Below are 14,189 nucleotides of genomic sequence, written 5' to 3'. Positions count from 1 at the left end.
TGACGTGACATGCGTGGGGTGCCTAACGTCCCGGCAACCAAGTTGAAACCTTTCACGACGTCGGGAGGGCCGTCCCGCCGACGTCGTCGAGGAGCCCCCATGACCCACCCGTCCACCACGGGTCCGGCCCCGGTCCTGGCGCTCAAGGACGTCTCCAAGTCCTTCGGCGCGGTCCGCGCCCTGCGGGACGTCTCCCTGGAGCTGTCCGCCGGGGAGGTGCACGCCCTCGCCGGAGAGAACGGCGCGGGCAAGTCCACCCTCATCAAGACGCTCGCCGGAGTGCACCGGCCGGATGCCGGCCAGGTGCTGCTCGACGGTGAGCCCGTGACCTTCCACGGCCCCGGCGACGCCCGGGACGCCGGCATCGCCGTGATCTACCAGGAGCCGACGCTCTTCCCGGACCTGTCGATCGCCGAGAACATCTTCATGGGCCGCCAGCCCCGCCGGGCGTTCGGCCGCATCGACCACAGGGCCGTCCAGGCGGCCACCGCGGACCTGATGCGGCGGCTCGGGGTCGAACTCGACCCCGACCGCCCGGCGCGCGGACTGTCCATCGCCGACCAGCAGATCGTCGAGATCGCCAAGGCGCTCTCCTTCGACGCCCGCGTCCTGATCATGGACGAGCCGACCGCCGCCCTCACCGGCAGCGAGGTCGCCCGGCTCTTCGGCGTCGTGCGCACCCTCCGGGAGCAGGGCGCCGCCGTCCTGTTCATCTCCCACCGCCTGGAGGAGATCTTCGAGATCTGCCGACGGGTCACCACCCTGCGCGACGGCGCCTGGATCGCCAGCGAGCCGCTGGCCGGCATGACCGAGGACGACCTGGTCCGCCGGATGGTCGGCCGCGACCTGGAGGAGCTGTACCCCAAGCAGGACGTCGAGCCCGGCGAGGTCGCGCTCGGCGTGCGCCGGCTGACCCGGGAGGGCGTCTTCACCGACGTCTCCTTCGAGGTCCGGCGCGGCGAGATCGTGGGCCTGGCCGGACTCGTCGGCGCCGGCCGCACCGAGGTCGCCCGCGCGGTCTTCGGCATCGACCGCTGGGACGCGGGCGAGGTCCATGTGGACGGCAGGGCCCTGCTCAACGGGGCTCCCTCCACCGCCATGGCCGCCGGTCTGGCGCTGGTGCCGGAGGACCGCCGTGCCCAGGGCCTGGTGATGGACATGTCCATCGAGCGCAACATCGGTCTGACCGGCCTGCGGACGACGGTGAGGGCCGGACTGATGGACCGCGGCGCGGAACGCAGCCGCTCCCTCGACTGGGCGGTCAAGCTCCAGGTCAAGTACGCCCGGATCGCCGACGCGGTCTCCACCCTGTCCGGCGGCAACCAGCAGAAGGTCGTCCTCGCCAAGTGGCTGGCCACCGGCCCCAAGGTGCTGATCGTCGACGAGCCCACCCGAGGCATCGACGTCGGCACCAAGGCCGAGGTGCACCGGCTGCTGTCCGAACTGGCCGCCGACGGAGTGGCCGTCCTGATGATCTCCTCCGACCTGCCCGAGATCCTCGGCATGGCCGACCGCGTGCTGGTGATGCACGAGGGCCGCCTCGCCGCCGAGATCCCCCGCTCCGAAGCCACCGAGGAAACCGTGATGGCCGCAGCCACGGGGAGGGCCGCCGCATGACGGTCACCTCCCCCCAGCCCGTCTCCACGAAGGTGCCCGAGGCGGCGGCGACCCGGCTGGTCGACCGCGTCTTCAAGATGCGCGAACTGGCCATCCTGGCCGTCCTCCTGGTCATGATCGCCGTCACCCAGGCCGGGAACAGCGAGTTCCTGACCGAGCAGGGCATCAAGGACCTGCTGCTCAACGCGACCATCCTGGTGCTGGTCGCGGTCGGCCAGTCGCTGGTCGTCATCACCCGCAACGTCGACCTGTCGGTCGGCTCGACCCTCGGCATCAGCGCCTTCGCCGCCGGTGTCTACCTCCAGGGCGGCGGCAACGGCGTCGTCGCCGTGGCGCTGGCCGTGCTGATGGGCGTCGCCTTCGGTCTGCTCAACGGACTGCTCGTCAGCCTCGGCCAGGTGCCCGCGCTCGTCGTCACCCTCGGCACGCTCTACATCATCCGCGGCATCGACTCCATCTGGGTCGGCTCCCGGCAGATCACCGCGGCCGACCTCCCGGACGGCTTCGTCGACTTCGGCTCCGGCGGTGTCTGGGCGGTGCCGTGGCTGGCGCTGATCGCGCTGGCCGTGCTGGTGGCCACCGCGTACTACCTCAAGCAGTACCGCAGCGGGCGCGAACTGTACGCGCTCGGCTCCAACCCGGAGGCCGCCCGGCTGGCCGGCATCCCGGTCCGCAAGCGCATCCTGGCCGCCTACACCTTCTGCGGCGCCCTCGCCGGACTGGCCGGAGCCCTGTACCTGGCCCGGTTCGGCAACGTCGACTCCGGGACCGGCAACGGCTACGAACTCACCGTCGTCAGCGCGGTCGTGGTCGGCGGCGTCGTCTTCACCGGCGGCTCCGGAAGCGTCTACGGCGCGGCCCTCGGCGCGATGCTGCTGACCTCCATCAACAGCGTGCTGCCCGCCCTCGGTGTCAGCTCCGTCTGGGTGCTCGCCATCAACGGCGTGCTGCTCATCCTCGCCATCGCGGTCGACCGGGTCGTCGCGCTGCGCGTGGCCTCGGCCCTGAAGAAGAGGAACGCCCGCCATGCCTGAGTCCTTCGTGCGCGCGATCCGCTGGGACACGGTGGTCGGCGCCCTCCTGATCGTCGTCCTGCTGCTCTCCTTCGGCACGGTCGACGGCTTCGGCAACGCGCTCAACCTGTCGTTCCTGATCGGGAACACCCTGCCGATCGCCCTGATCGCCCTGCCGATGACCCTCCTCGTGGTCTCCGGCGAGATCGACCTCTCGGTGGCCTCCACCGCCGGGCTCTCCGGCGCCGTGATGGGTGCCCTGTGGAACCAGGGCCTGACCATCGAGGCGATCATCCCGATCTGCCTGCTGCTCGGCGTGGTCTGCGGGCTGATCAACGGTCTGCTCGTGACGAGGCTCGGGCTGCCGTCCCTCGCCGTCACCATCGGCACGCTCGCCGCCTACCGGGGCATCGCGCAGATCGTGCTCGGCTCCGACGCGGTCACCGACTTCCCCGGCCCGTACCTGGAGTTCGCCTCCGGCCGGATCGGCGACACCTTCGTCCCCTCCGCCTTCCTGCCCTTCCTGGTCCTGCTCACGGCCGCCGTCCTCGTCCTGCACGCCACGCCCTTCGGACGGTCGCTCTTCGCGATCGGCGCCAACGAGGAGGCCGCCCGGTTCACCGGGGTCCGGGTCAGGCGCCACAAGCTGGTCCTCTTCGTGGTGACCGGCCTGATGGCCTCCCTCACCGGCGTCTTCTGGGCCCTGCACTACGCCAGCGCCCGCTACGACAACGCCACCGGACTCGAACTGTCGGTCATCGCCGCCGTCCTGCTCGGCGGCATCGACTTCGACGGCGGCAGGGGCACACTCGGCGGCGCCGTCGCCGGTGTCTTCCTCCTCGGCGTCCTGCAGAACGTGATGAGCCTTCAGGACGTCTCCGCCCAGTCGCAGATCCTCGTCACCGGCGTGCTCCTCGTGCTGTCCGTCCTCGGACCCCGGGTCGCCCGCCAGATCGCCGTCGCACGGGCCGGCCGAAGAGCCGCCGCCCCCGTGCCGACGCCCAAGGCCGCCCCCTAGCGTCCGGCCCACCCCGTCACCGCTCCGCTCACCCACCCTCCGTAAGGAAGAGCCGACATGCGCAAGTCATCCCTCCGCCGTGCCTCGGCGGCCCTCGCCGCCGCCACCTCCCTGGCCCTCGCCCTCACCGCCTGCGGCGGCACCACCAAGGAGGACGTGGCCAACGAGGACGTCTCCGCCGCGACCGGCGGCAAGGCCGACCCGGGCGCCGAACTGAAGAAGGGCCTCACCGTCGGCTTCCTGCCCAAGCAGGTCAACAACCCCTACTTCACCTCCGCGGACAAGGGCGGCGAGGCCGCGCTGAAGGAGCTGGGTTCCAGCTACAAGGAGGTCGGCCCGTCCAGCGCCACCGACACCGCCGGCCAGGTCAGCTACGTCAACACGCTCACCCAGCAGCAGGTCGACGCGATGGCCGTCTCCGCGCAGGACCCCGGCGCGTTGTGCACGGCGCTCAAGCAGGCGATGAAGAACGACATCAAGGTCGTCACCTACGACTCCGACACCAAGGCCGACTGCCGCAACGCGTTCATCTCGCAGGCCTCCGCCGAGGACCTCGGCCGCACCGAGGTGCAGCTGCTCGCCGAACAGATCGGCTACAAGGGCGAGATCGCGATCCTGTCGGCTGCGCAGACCGCGACCAACCAGAACACCTGGATCGAGTTCATGAAGGACGAACTCAAGGACGAGAAGTACAAGGACATCAAGCTGGTCAAGGTCGCCTACGGCAACGACGACGCCCAGCAGTCGTTCCAGCAGACCCAGGGCCTGCTCCAGGAGTACCCCGACCTGAAGGGGATCATCTCCCCGACCACGGTCGGCATCAAGGCCGCCGCCCAGTACCTGTCGGGGTCGAAGTACAAGGGCAAGGTCAAGCTGACCGGCCTCGGCACCCCGAACGACATGCGCAAGTACGTCAAGAACGGCACGGTCGAGGCGTTCGAGCTGTGGGACCCGGCCAAGCTCGGCGAGTTGGCCGCCCGTACGGCCGTGGCACTGGTGTCCGGGCAGATCACCGGCAAGGAGGGCGAGACGTTCACGGCCGGTGACATGGGCGAGTACACGATCGGCAAGGACGGCGTGATCAGCCTCGGCAAGCCGACCGTGTTCAACGCCGAGAACATCGACCAGTTCGACTTCTGATCCCCGAGGAGGCTGTTGATGCAGCGCGTGTGTTTCCTGCTGAAGGTCCGGGCCGAGCGCCTCGACGAGTACCGCGAGCGGCACGCCTCGGTGTGGCCCGAGATGCTCGACGCGCTCTCGGCCACCGGCTGGCACAACTACTCGCTCTTCCTGCGTGAGGACGGCCTGCTGGTCGGCTACCTGGAGACCGAGGACTTCGCCGCCGCCCAGGCCGGCATGGAGGCCACCGCGGTCAACGCCCGCTGGCAGGCGGAGATGGCGCCGTTCTTCGAGTCGCTGGACGGCGCCCGGCCCGACGAGGCGATGAAACCCCTCACCGAAGTCTTCCATCTCGCCTGAGCCGGAGGAGAGTTCCCCATGAGACGACGTACCGTGCTGACGACCGCGCTGCTGGCGGCCGTCGCCTCCCCGGGCACGGCCCGGGCCGCCGCCCCCGGCCCGTCCGTCACCCCGGTCGGCACCACCACCCTCGACTCCCGGGCGATCTTCTTCGTCTCCTACGACGGCCTGGTCAACAACAACTCGTTCCAGAAGAACGGCCTGTTGACCCACAAAGGCCACCAGTACGCCGCCTGGTACACCGCCGACCGCAACGCCGTCGTCGGCCGTCGCGCGCTCGGCGGCACCACCTGGTCCACCGTCAGGGTCGGCCACACGCTGCGCTACGACGACTCCCACAACGTCATCTCCATGGGTGTCTCCCGCAGCGACGGCCGGCTCCACCTTCACATGGACTCGCACAGCGACGGCTTCACCTACGTCAAGTCGGCGGCCGGACTGCTGGACGATCCAACAGGGCTGTCCTGGACCGCGAGCCGCTTCGGCGCACCCCAGTCCACCCTGGACGGGCTGGCGTTGACCAGCCAGTTCACCTACCCCCAGTTCATCGCCACCCCCGAGGGCCGGCTCCAGCTCAGCTACCGGGCCGGAGTCTCCGGCAACGGCCGCAACGCGCTCGCCGAGTACGACGGCACCGGCTGGACCGCGCTCGGCGAATGGACCAGCTCCACCGGCACCTACACCAGCGAGCACGGCTCCTCGGCGGCCCGCAACATGTACCTCCACGGCATCGACTACGACCGGGCCGGCCGGCTGCACTCCTTCTTCACCTGGCGGGAGCAGAACGGCGCCGTCATGTGCTCCGGCGGCGGCATCACCAACCACGACACCGGCTACGTCTACTCCGACGACCGGGGCCGCACCTGGCGCAACGACGCCGGCACGGCCGTCGGCACCACCGGCGGCTCCGACCGGGTCGCCGTCACCGACGCCGGGCTCGTCGTCGACCCGCTCAACCCCGACCACTCCCTGATGAACCAGGAGAGCCAGGCCACCGACTCCGCGGGACGCCCGCACGCGATCATCTCCTACGTCCCCGGCCGCTTCGGCCAGTGCACCACCAACTACGTCGCCGACCGCACCGCCAACGGCCGGGCCTTCCACGTCCGCAAGAACGCCTCCGGCGCCTGGCGGAAGACCGAGATCCCCGTCCCGCTCGGCTCCAGCCAGCGCACCAGGCTGGTCCTCGACAAGTACGACAACGCCTACGCCGTCCTGCCGTTCGGCCGGATCGCCGGCGCCTCCCATGCCTCCGGGCACACCGACTGGACGCTGCTGTACGACGGCGCCGGACTCAACGCCTTCGGAGAGGTGGTGATCGACGAGACCCGCGTCGCGCAGGACCACGTCCTGTCGGTGATGTACCAGGAGAAGTCCAGCGGTACGACACCCTCGGCGCTGCGGGTCGCCGACTTCCGGCTGCCCGTGTGACCCGTGCCGTCCTAGGGAGGCATGACGGTAATGTGAGGGCCCTTCCCGCCCGCCGCCCCCCACTCTCGTCCCTGGAGGTCCCTGCCCGATGGCCCAGTCGGTGGGTATCAAGGACGTCGCCCGTGCCGCCGGAGTCTCCGTCGGCACGGTCTCCAACGTCATCAACCGCCCGGACACGGTGGCCACGGAGACCCGCGCCCGGGTGCTGTCGGCCATCGACCGGCTGGGCTACGTCCGCAGCGAGTCCGCGCGCCAGCTGCGCGCGGGCCGCAGCCGGATCATGGGACTGCTCGTCCTCGACATGGGCAACCCCTTCTTCGTGGACGTCGCCCGCGGCGCCGAACGGGCCGCCCGCGAGGCCGGGCTCGGCGTGATGGTCTGCAACAGCGCGCAGAACGCCACCGAGGAGGCCGACTACCTGTCGCTCTTCGCCGAACAGCGGGTGCGCGGGGTGCTGCTGACCCCGGCCGACGCCACCGGCCGCAACATCGACGCCTTCCGGCGGCACAACATCCCCTTCGTCCTCGTCGACCGGGTCGCCGAGGGCGCCACCGAGTGCTCGGTCTCCGTCGACGACGTCGCCGGCGGCGCCCTCGCCGTACGCCACCTCGTCGACGCCGGGCACCGCTCCATCGCCTACGTCAGCGGCCCGCCCAGCCTCACCCAGGTCCGCGACCGGCGCACCGGCGCCCTGTCCGCGCTCGCCGAGGCCGGCCTCGGCCCCGAGCACCTGCGCGAACTGCCCACCGACCGGCTCGACGTGGCCGCCGGCCGGGACGCCGGCGCCCGCGTGCTGGGCCTCGCCGACCGCCCCACCGCCGTGTTCTGCGCCAACGACCTGCTCGCCCTCGGCGTCCTTCAGGCCATGTACGCGGCCGGTGTCGGCGTCCCCGACGACCTCGCGATCGTCGGCTACGACGACATCGAGTTCGCGGCCGCGGCCGCCGTCCCCCTGACCTCGGTGCGCCAGCCCGCGGTCACCATGGGCGCCCTCGCCGCCGGCCTGCTGCTGGAGGAGACCGAGAGCGAGGAGGGCGCGGGCACCCACGAGCACCGCCGGGTCGTCCTCCAGCCCGAACTGGTCGTACGGCGCTCCAGCCTCTCTGCGCGCTGAGCGGCGGTTCAGTAGCTGTTCATGATCCCCGGGCTCGGTAACCGGCCGGACATGTGCTGAACTGGGACGCGGCCAGCCGTCCGTCTCGAACCGGGAGCCCCGTTGTCCGACAGCTACCGCCAGCCCGGCGTAGTCCTCACCGACCGCCGCTTCACCGTGCCCCTCGACCACGACGACCCGGCGGGGGAGAGCGTCGAGCTCTTCGCCCGCGAGGTCGTCGCCGGCGACCGGGCCCGGCAGAACCTGCCCTGGCTGGTCTACCTCCAGGGCGGCCCCGGCTTCGGAGCGAACCGGTTCGTCGGCAGGCCCGCCTGGCTCGGCCGCGCACTGAAGGAGTACCGCGTCCTCCTGCTGGACCAGCGCGGCACCGGCGCCTCCACACCCGCGAACCGGCAGACGCTGCCGCTGCGCGGCGGCCCCGCCGAGCAGGCCGACTACCTCACGCACTTCCGCGCCGACTCCATCGTCCGCGACTGCGAGGCGATCCGCCCGGCCGTCACCGGCGGCGCCCCCTGGACCGTGCTCGGGCAGAGCTTCGGCGGTTTCTGCACCGTGAACTACCTGTCCGCCGCGCCCGAGGGCCTGAGCGCCGCCGTCATCACCGGCGGCCTGCCCTCGCTCGACGCCCACGCCGACGACGTCTACCGCGCGGCCTACCCGCGCGTCGAACGCAAGGTCGCCGCCCACTACGCCCGCTACCCGCAGGACGTGGAGCGGGCCCGCCGGATCGCCGACCACCTGCTCACCCACGACGTCGTCCTCCCGACCGGCTACCGGCTCACCGCCGAGGCGTTCCAGTCCCTCGGCATCCTCCTCGGCGGCGCCGAGGGCAGCCACCGGCTGCACTTCCTGCTGGAGCACGCCTTCGTCCGCACCGCCGCCGGCATGGCCCTCTCCGACGCCTTCCAGGAGGAGGTCCAGGGCCTCCTCTCGTACGCGGGCCACCCGCTGTACGCCCTCGTCCACGAGGCGATCTACGGCCAGGACACCCGCCCCACCGCCTGGTCGGCGGAGCGCATCCGCGCCGAGTTCCCGCAGTTCGACGCGGCCAAGGCGCTCGCCGGGGACGGACCGCTGCTGTTCACCGGGGAGACGATCCACCCCTGGATGTTCGACTGCGACCCGGCGCTGCGCCCGCTGCGCGAGACCGCGGAACTCCTCGCCGCCCGCACCGACTGGACGCCGCTGTACGACCCCGCGCGTCTGGCCGCCAACGAGGTCCCGGTCGCCGCCGCCGTCTACCACGACGACATGTACGTCGACACCGCCCACTCCCTGCGCACCGCCCGCGCCGTCCGCGGTCTGCGCACCTGGGTCACCGACGAGTTCGAGCACGACGGCGTCCGGGTCGGCGGCCCCCGCGTCCTGGACCGCCTGCTGGCGCTCGCCCGCGACGAGGTGTGACACCGCACGGCCGCACGGCCGCACGGCCGTGACCCGGGGAACCGGACGCCGTCGCGGCTAACCTGCCGACATGACCGATCCGTTGATCACCCAGCTGCGGCCCATGCCCGAGGACTGGCGGCGGGCCCTCGCCGTCGTGGCGCACCCGGACGACCTGGAGTACGGCTGCTCGGCGGCCGTCGCCGCGTGGACCGACCAGGGACGTGAGATCGCCTATGTGCTGGCCACCCGCGGCGAGGCCGGCATCGACACCCTGGACCCCGCCGAGTGCGGTCCGGCGCGCGAGCGCGAGCAGCGGGCCAGTGCCGCGGTGGTCGGGGTGTCCGAGGTGGAGTTCCTCGACCACCGGGACGGCGTGATCGAGTACGGCATCGCGCTGCGCCGGGACATCGCGGCGGCGATCCGGCGCCACCGGCCCGAGCTGGTCATCACCCTCAACCACCGGGACACCTGGGGCGGGGTCGCCTGGAACACCCCCGACCATGTCGCGGTGGGCCGCGCCACGCTCGACGCGGCGGGCGACGCCGGGAACCGGTGGATCTTCCCGGAGCTGGTGGAGCGGGGCCTGGAGCCCTGGGACGGGGTCCGCTGGGTCGCCGTCGCCGGGTCCAGCACCCCCACCCACGCCGTGGACGCCGGCCCCGGGCTGGAGCGCGCGGTGCGCTCCCTGCTCGAACACCGGGCCTACATCGAGGCGTTGACCAGCGAGGACCCCGAGACGTACGCCCGGGATTTCCTCACCCGCAGCGCCACCGCCACGGGCGAGCGGTTCGGGGGCAGGCCGGCGGTCGCCTTCGAGCTGTTCGCCCGCTGAGGGCCCTAGGGCCCTGGGCGTCCCCGGGTCACTCGCCCGCGCCGCGGGCCGGTACCGGCTCCTGGGCGGCGGACCCGGCGGGCGCCCGGCGTTCGACGGTCAGCCGCAGGCCCTCCGGCATGAGCGTGAGCCGCTCCGTCACCCGCAGCCGGTACGCCGGGTCCGCGCGCAGGGTGTAGCGGCGCAGCAGCAGCCCGAGGACCAGCGTCGCCTCGTGCAGGGCGAACTGACGGCCGATGCAGGCCCGCGCCCCGGTGCCGAACGGCTTGAAGGTGTGCGGGGGCCGGGAGCGGACCGCCTTGGGCTCGAAGCGGTCCGGGTCGAACCGCTCGGCGTCGGCGCCCCACACCTCCGGGTCCCGGTGCAGCACCGGTATGAGCACCAGGGCCCACGCGCCCCGCCGCATCGGGTGCTCCCCGGCCAGCACGGTGTCCTCGCGGGCCTCCCGGGCGAAGGCGGGCGCCGTCGGCCACAGCCGCAGCGACTCGTCGAGCACCCGGCGCAGATGGCGCAGCTTGGCCACCTGGTCGTAGCCGGGCAGTTCCGCGTCCCCCCAGACCTGGTCCACCTCGGCGCGGGCGCGGGCGGTGACCTCCGGGTGCCGGGCCAGGTAGTGCAGGGCGAAGGAGAGCGCGCCCGAGGTGGTCTCGTGGCCCGCGACCAGGAAGGTGATGACCTGGCGGCGGACGTTCTCCGGTGACAGCCGCTCGCCGGTCTCCGGGTGGGCGGTGTCCAGCATCCGGTCGAGCAGGTCGCCGTCGCCGCTCGTCGTGCGCCGGGCCCGCACCAGGCCGTCGACCGTGCGGTTGAGATAGGCGATGTCGGCCTCGTTGCGCCGCGCGGACCTGCGCAGCAGGAACCCCGCCGGGACGGTGTTGAGCCGTTGGGCGTGGGCGAGCGTGCCCACCATCGCGGTCACGAAGGGATGCGGCCGGCTGCGCTCGAAGGAGCCGAAGTCGTGCCCGAAGCCGGTGCGGGCGATGGTCTCCAGGGTCAGCTTGGTCATGTCCCCGGCCACGTCCACGGTCCGCCCGGCCAGTGCCGCGCGGTCCCAGTGGCCGGTGAGCCGCCCGGCCACGTCCAGCATCATCGCGTGGTAGCCCTCCATGGCCTCCCGGCTGAACCCGGGGGCCAGGACGTCGTGCGCGAGCTGCCAGTTGGGCTCGTGGTTGTACGCGGTGAACAGGGCGTCCCCGGCGACGGGCCGCAGATTGGCGATGCCGAGCCCGACGTGCTTGGCGAAGCGGGCCTCGTCCGCGAGATCCGCGGCGAGCCGCGCGCCCCCCACGAAGACGAACTCCCGGCCGAACGCCTTGCGCCGGAAGATCGGGCCCAGCCGGCGCGCCTGGCGCACGGAGTCCTGGAGCGGCGTGGTGCGGCTCGCGCCGAGGACGTCGCCGAGCAGCGGGAGCCGGTGGGGCGGGTGCGGGATGCGGTGCAACTCGGGCCAGCCCTGTTCCGCGCCGCGGAACCCCTTGGGCAGCGCGGACCCGGCCGTGGTCTGAGCCATGACGCGATCTCCCTTGATCCGGCGGCGGGTTGAGCGTGTTGTACGTCGGTTCAATAGCGCCGCCCCAGTCTGGTCCGGTTGTTGAACCGGCGTCAAGTAAGGTGCGGGCATGAGCGCGAAGCAGGGCGAGGGCACCCGTCGCCGGCTCAGCACCGAGGAGCGCCGCGAGCAGCTCCTCGCCGTCGGGGCGCGGCTGTTCTCGGAGAGCCCGTACGACGAGGTGTGGATCGAGCGGGTGGCCGAGATCGCCGGGGTCTCGCGGGGGCTGCTCTACCACTACTTCCCCACCAAGCGGGACTTCTTCGCCGCCGTGATGGACCGCGAGAGCGCCCGGATGCTGCGGCTGACGGCGGCCGAGCCCGGCGTCCCGGTGCGCGAACAGCTCACCGTCGGCCTCGACGCCTACCTCGCGTACGTCGAGGAGCACGCGCACGGCTTCCGCGCCTTCCACCGGGCCGAGGCCTCCGGCGACCGGGCCGTGCGCAGGGTCTACCGCCACGCGCTCGCGGCGCAGGAGCGGCAGATCCTCGCGGCGGTGGCGGCGGACCCGGAGTTCGGGCCGCTCCACGAGCGCCGCGGCGAGACGGGGCTCGCCGTGCGGGGCTGGCTGGCGTTCACCACCGCCGTCTGCCTGGAGTGGCTCGGCGGCTCCGCGGAAATGTCCCGGGAACAGGTCCGAGACCTGTGCGCCCGGGCACTGTTGGGCGTCATCACCCCCTGAGACCGACCGGTGCCGCCGCGCGGGATCGCGCGCGGTGGTTGGCGTGCGCCCCGATCTTCGATAGGTTAGGCAAGGCTTACCTAATTAGGAGGTACGGAATGGGTGACGGCCAGAACTGGACGGCCACCCCGGCCGCGGCGGAACGCGCCCGGTCGGTGCTCGCCACCGCATGGTCCTGCGCGGTGACGGCGGAGGGCGGCCGGGAGGAGTTCGTCGGCGCGCACACCGTGGCCGACGACGGCCGGGTGTTCCTGCACGTGCCCGACGAGAGCACGCTGACCGCGGCCGCGATCTGCGCACCCCGCGGAGAGCCGTCCGCGGTGCTGGAGTTCGCCGACGTCGCCCCCGTCCCCGTACGCAACCGGATCCGGACCCGGCTGTGGATGGCCGGCTGGTTCGCCGCCGAGGAGGGCCATCTCGCCTTCCGCGCCACCCGGGTCGTGCTGCGGCAGCCCTCCGGCGCGGTCGTGGTCGGCCTCGACGAGTTCGCCGCCGCCCTGCCCGACCCGCTGGCCACCGCCGAGGCCCGGCTGCTGACCCATCTCGCCGACTGCCACTCCGACGCGGTGGAGCGGCTCACCCGGCTCGTCGAGCCCGACAGCCTGCACGGCGCCGTACGGGTCCAGCCGCTCGCCGTCGACCGGCACGGACTGACCCTGCGGATCGAGCGCGCCCGCTCCCACGGCGACGTACGGCTGCCGTTCCACCGTCCCGCGGACGACGTCGCCCAGCTCACCGAGCGCATGCACGTCCTGCTCGGCCAGGCGGGCGCGGCCTCCTGCCCGCGGGCCCTACAGCGGCAGCGCACAGACGGCGACGGGTGACGCGAACGGCCGGCCCGCGCGCCGCAGCCCGCCGTCGGCCCCGTCGACGTGGAAGACGCTCACGGAGTTCGACCGCTGATTCGCCGTGAACAGCAGCGCGCCGTCCGGCGAGAGGGCCAGCTGGCGCGGGAAGTCCCCGCCCACCGGCACCGTGCCCAGCAGCCTGAGCCGGGCCCCGTCCGCCTCCACGGCGTACCGGGTCACGCTGTCGTGCCCCCGGTTGGCGAGGAACGCGTGGCGGCCGTCGGCGGTCACCGCGATCTGCGCCGGGTAACTGGTGCCCGGACCGGTCCCCGTGGACTGCGCGGCGCCCACCGTCAGCTTCCCCGTCGACGGCTCGTAGGCGCAGACCGCGACGGTGTTGTCGACCTCGTTGGCGAGATAGGCGTACCGGCCGCCGGGATGGAACGTCAGATGGCGCGGCCCGGCGCCCGGCCGGGTCCCCGCCCGGGAGACCTCGGTGAGCGTCCCCGCCGCGGAGTCGAGGCGGTAGGTGTACACCGAGTCCGTGCCCAGGTCGACGGCGAGGACATGGCCGCCGTCGGGAGCGGTGAGGACCTGGTGGGCGTGCGGCCCGTCCTGCCCGGGTCCCGGGGCCGGACGGGAGTGGGTGACCAGCGCGGTCCGCTCACCGATCGCCCCGGAGGCGTCGAGGGGGTGCACGGCCACGCTCCCGGTGCCGTAGTTCGCGCTCAGCAGCCACCGCCCGCCCGGATGCACCGACAGATGGCACGGCGCGCCGCCCCCGGTGCTCCGGCTGCCCAGGACCTGCCGGTCGGAGAGGCGCACGGCGGTCACGGCACCGTCCGCGCGCTCGTTCACGGCGTACAGCGTGCGGCCGTCCGGATGGAGCGCCAGGAACGACGGGTCGCCGATGCCCGCGATCGTGCCCGCGCCGGTCACCCGCCCCGACCCGGCGTCGTACGAGGCGACCCCGATCCCCTCGCCGCCGCCCTCCACCGAGGTGTAGGTGCCGAGGTACAGGGCCCGGGGGCCGGAGTTCCGCGCCGCTCCGCCTGACGGGCCGGGCGTGGGCGTGGTCGCCGGTGCCGTGTCGCCGCCCCCGGTGGCCGGTGCGGGGGAGTCGTCGCAGGCGGGGAGCGCGGTCGCGGCCGCGGTCGCCGCGAGGGTGCCGAGGAGCCGGCGCCTGCTCACACCAACGCTGCCCATGTCCCGCCCTCGGATCGTCCGCCGTCGCGACGGACACCCTCGCGTGGATCACCCGCCCGGTGCAACCGAGGGCC

General features: G+C 72.8%; 13 protein-coding genes. 11 read left to right on the top strand and 2 right to left on the bottom strand.

What is annotated here, in order from left to right:
• Nucleotides 1-99 precede the first annotated feature (99 nt).
• The 9 genes from ABT296_RS26210 to ABT296_RS26170 all read left to right on the top strand — a co-directional run bounded on the left by ABT296_RS26210 (nt 100) and on the right by ABT296_RS26170 (nt 9,890).
• Entirely contained in the window at nt 100-1,617 is a 1,518-nt protein-coding gene (locus ABT296_RS26210; protein ID WP_351931086.1) for a sugar ABC transporter ATP-binding protein, read from the top strand.
• Nucleotides 1,614-2,651: an ABC transporter permease gene (locus tag ABT296_RS26205; RefSeq protein WP_351931085.1), complete on the top strand. Its 1,038-nt coding sequence runs from the start codon at nt 1,614-1,616 to the stop codon at nt 2,649-2,651. Before ABT296_RS26210 ends, ABT296_RS26205 begins: the two co-directional genes overlap by 4 nt.
• Nucleotides 2,644-3,648, top strand: coding sequence for an ABC transporter permease (locus ABT296_RS26200; protein WP_351931084.1), 1,005 nt, complete (start codon nt 2,644-2,646; stop codon nt 3,646-3,648). Before ABT296_RS26205 ends, ABT296_RS26200 begins: the two co-directional genes overlap by 8 nt.
• Before the next feature lie 57 nt (nt 3,649-3,705).
• The gene (rhaS, locus tag ABT296_RS26195; RefSeq protein WP_351931083.1) at nt 3,706-4,788 is read left to right on the top strand and encodes a rhamnose ABC transporter substrate-binding protein; all 1,083 of its coding nucleotides are present in this window, start codon (nt 3,706-3,708) and stop codon (nt 4,786-4,788) included.
• A gap of 18 nt (nt 4,789-4,806) precedes the next feature.
• Nucleotides 4,807-5,127: an L-rhamnose mutarotase gene (locus ABT296_RS26190; protein WP_351931082.1), complete on the top strand. Its 321-nt coding sequence runs from the start codon at nt 4,807-4,809 to the stop codon at nt 5,125-5,127.
• 18 nt (nt 5,128-5,145) lie between these two features.
• The gene (locus tag ABT296_RS26185) at nt 5,146-6,558 is read left to right on the top strand and encodes a BNR repeat-containing protein (RefSeq protein ID WP_351931081.1); all 1,413 of its coding nucleotides are present in this window, start codon (nt 5,146-5,148) and stop codon (nt 6,556-6,558) included.
• 88 nt (nt 6,559-6,646) lie between these two features.
• Nucleotides 6,647-7,672: a LacI family DNA-binding transcriptional regulator gene (locus ABT296_RS26180; protein WP_351931080.1), complete on the top strand. Its 1,026-nt coding sequence runs from the start codon at nt 6,647-6,649 to the stop codon at nt 7,670-7,672.
• A gap of 102 nt (nt 7,673-7,774) precedes the next feature.
• Nucleotides 7,775-9,076, top strand: a complete 1,302-nt coding sequence (locus tag ABT296_RS26175) for an alpha/beta fold hydrolase (protein WP_351931079.1) — start codon at nt 7,775-7,777, stop codon at nt 9,074-9,076.
• Nucleotides 9,077-9,146: 70 nt separating this feature from the next.
• Nucleotides 9,147-9,890, top strand: coding sequence for a PIG-L deacetylase family protein (locus ABT296_RS26170; protein ID WP_351931078.1), 744 nt, complete (start codon nt 9,147-9,149; stop codon nt 9,888-9,890).
• A gap of 28 nt (nt 9,891-9,918) precedes the next feature.
• Here ABT296_RS26170 and ABT296_RS26165 read toward each other — a convergent pair whose 3' ends face one another.
• Entirely contained in the window at nt 9,919-11,400 is a 1,482-nt protein-coding gene (locus ABT296_RS26165; protein WP_351931077.1) for a cytochrome P450, read from the bottom strand.
• Between the two features lie 109 nt (nt 11,401-11,509).
• On the opposite strand from ABT296_RS26165, the gene ABT296_RS26160 reads away from it, so the two are divergent.
• Nucleotides 11,510-12,121 (top strand): TetR/AcrR family transcriptional regulator, encoded by a 612-nt coding sequence (locus ABT296_RS26160; protein WP_351931076.1) that lies wholly within the window; start codon nt 11,510-11,512, stop codon nt 12,119-12,121.
• Between the two features lie 98 nt (nt 12,122-12,219).
• Entirely contained in the window at nt 12,220-12,945 is a 726-nt protein-coding gene (locus ABT296_RS26155) for a DUF2470 domain-containing protein (RefSeq protein ID WP_351931075.1), read from the top strand.
• Here ABT296_RS26155 and ABT296_RS26150 read toward each other — a convergent pair.
• Entirely contained in the window at nt 12,913-14,115 is a 1,203-nt protein-coding gene (locus ABT296_RS26150; protein WP_351931074.1) for a lactonase family protein, read from the bottom strand. The genes ABT296_RS26155 and ABT296_RS26150 overlap by 33 nt on opposite strands.
• Nucleotides 14,116-14,189: the final 74 nt, after the last annotated feature.

It is taken from the genome of Streptomyces sp. NPDC000983, assembly GCF_040299205.1.
Classification (GTDB): domain Bacteria; phylum Actinomycetota; class Actinomycetes; order Streptomycetales; family Streptomycetaceae; genus Streptomyces.
This window is presented reverse-complemented; position numbering and strand designations above follow the sequence as displayed.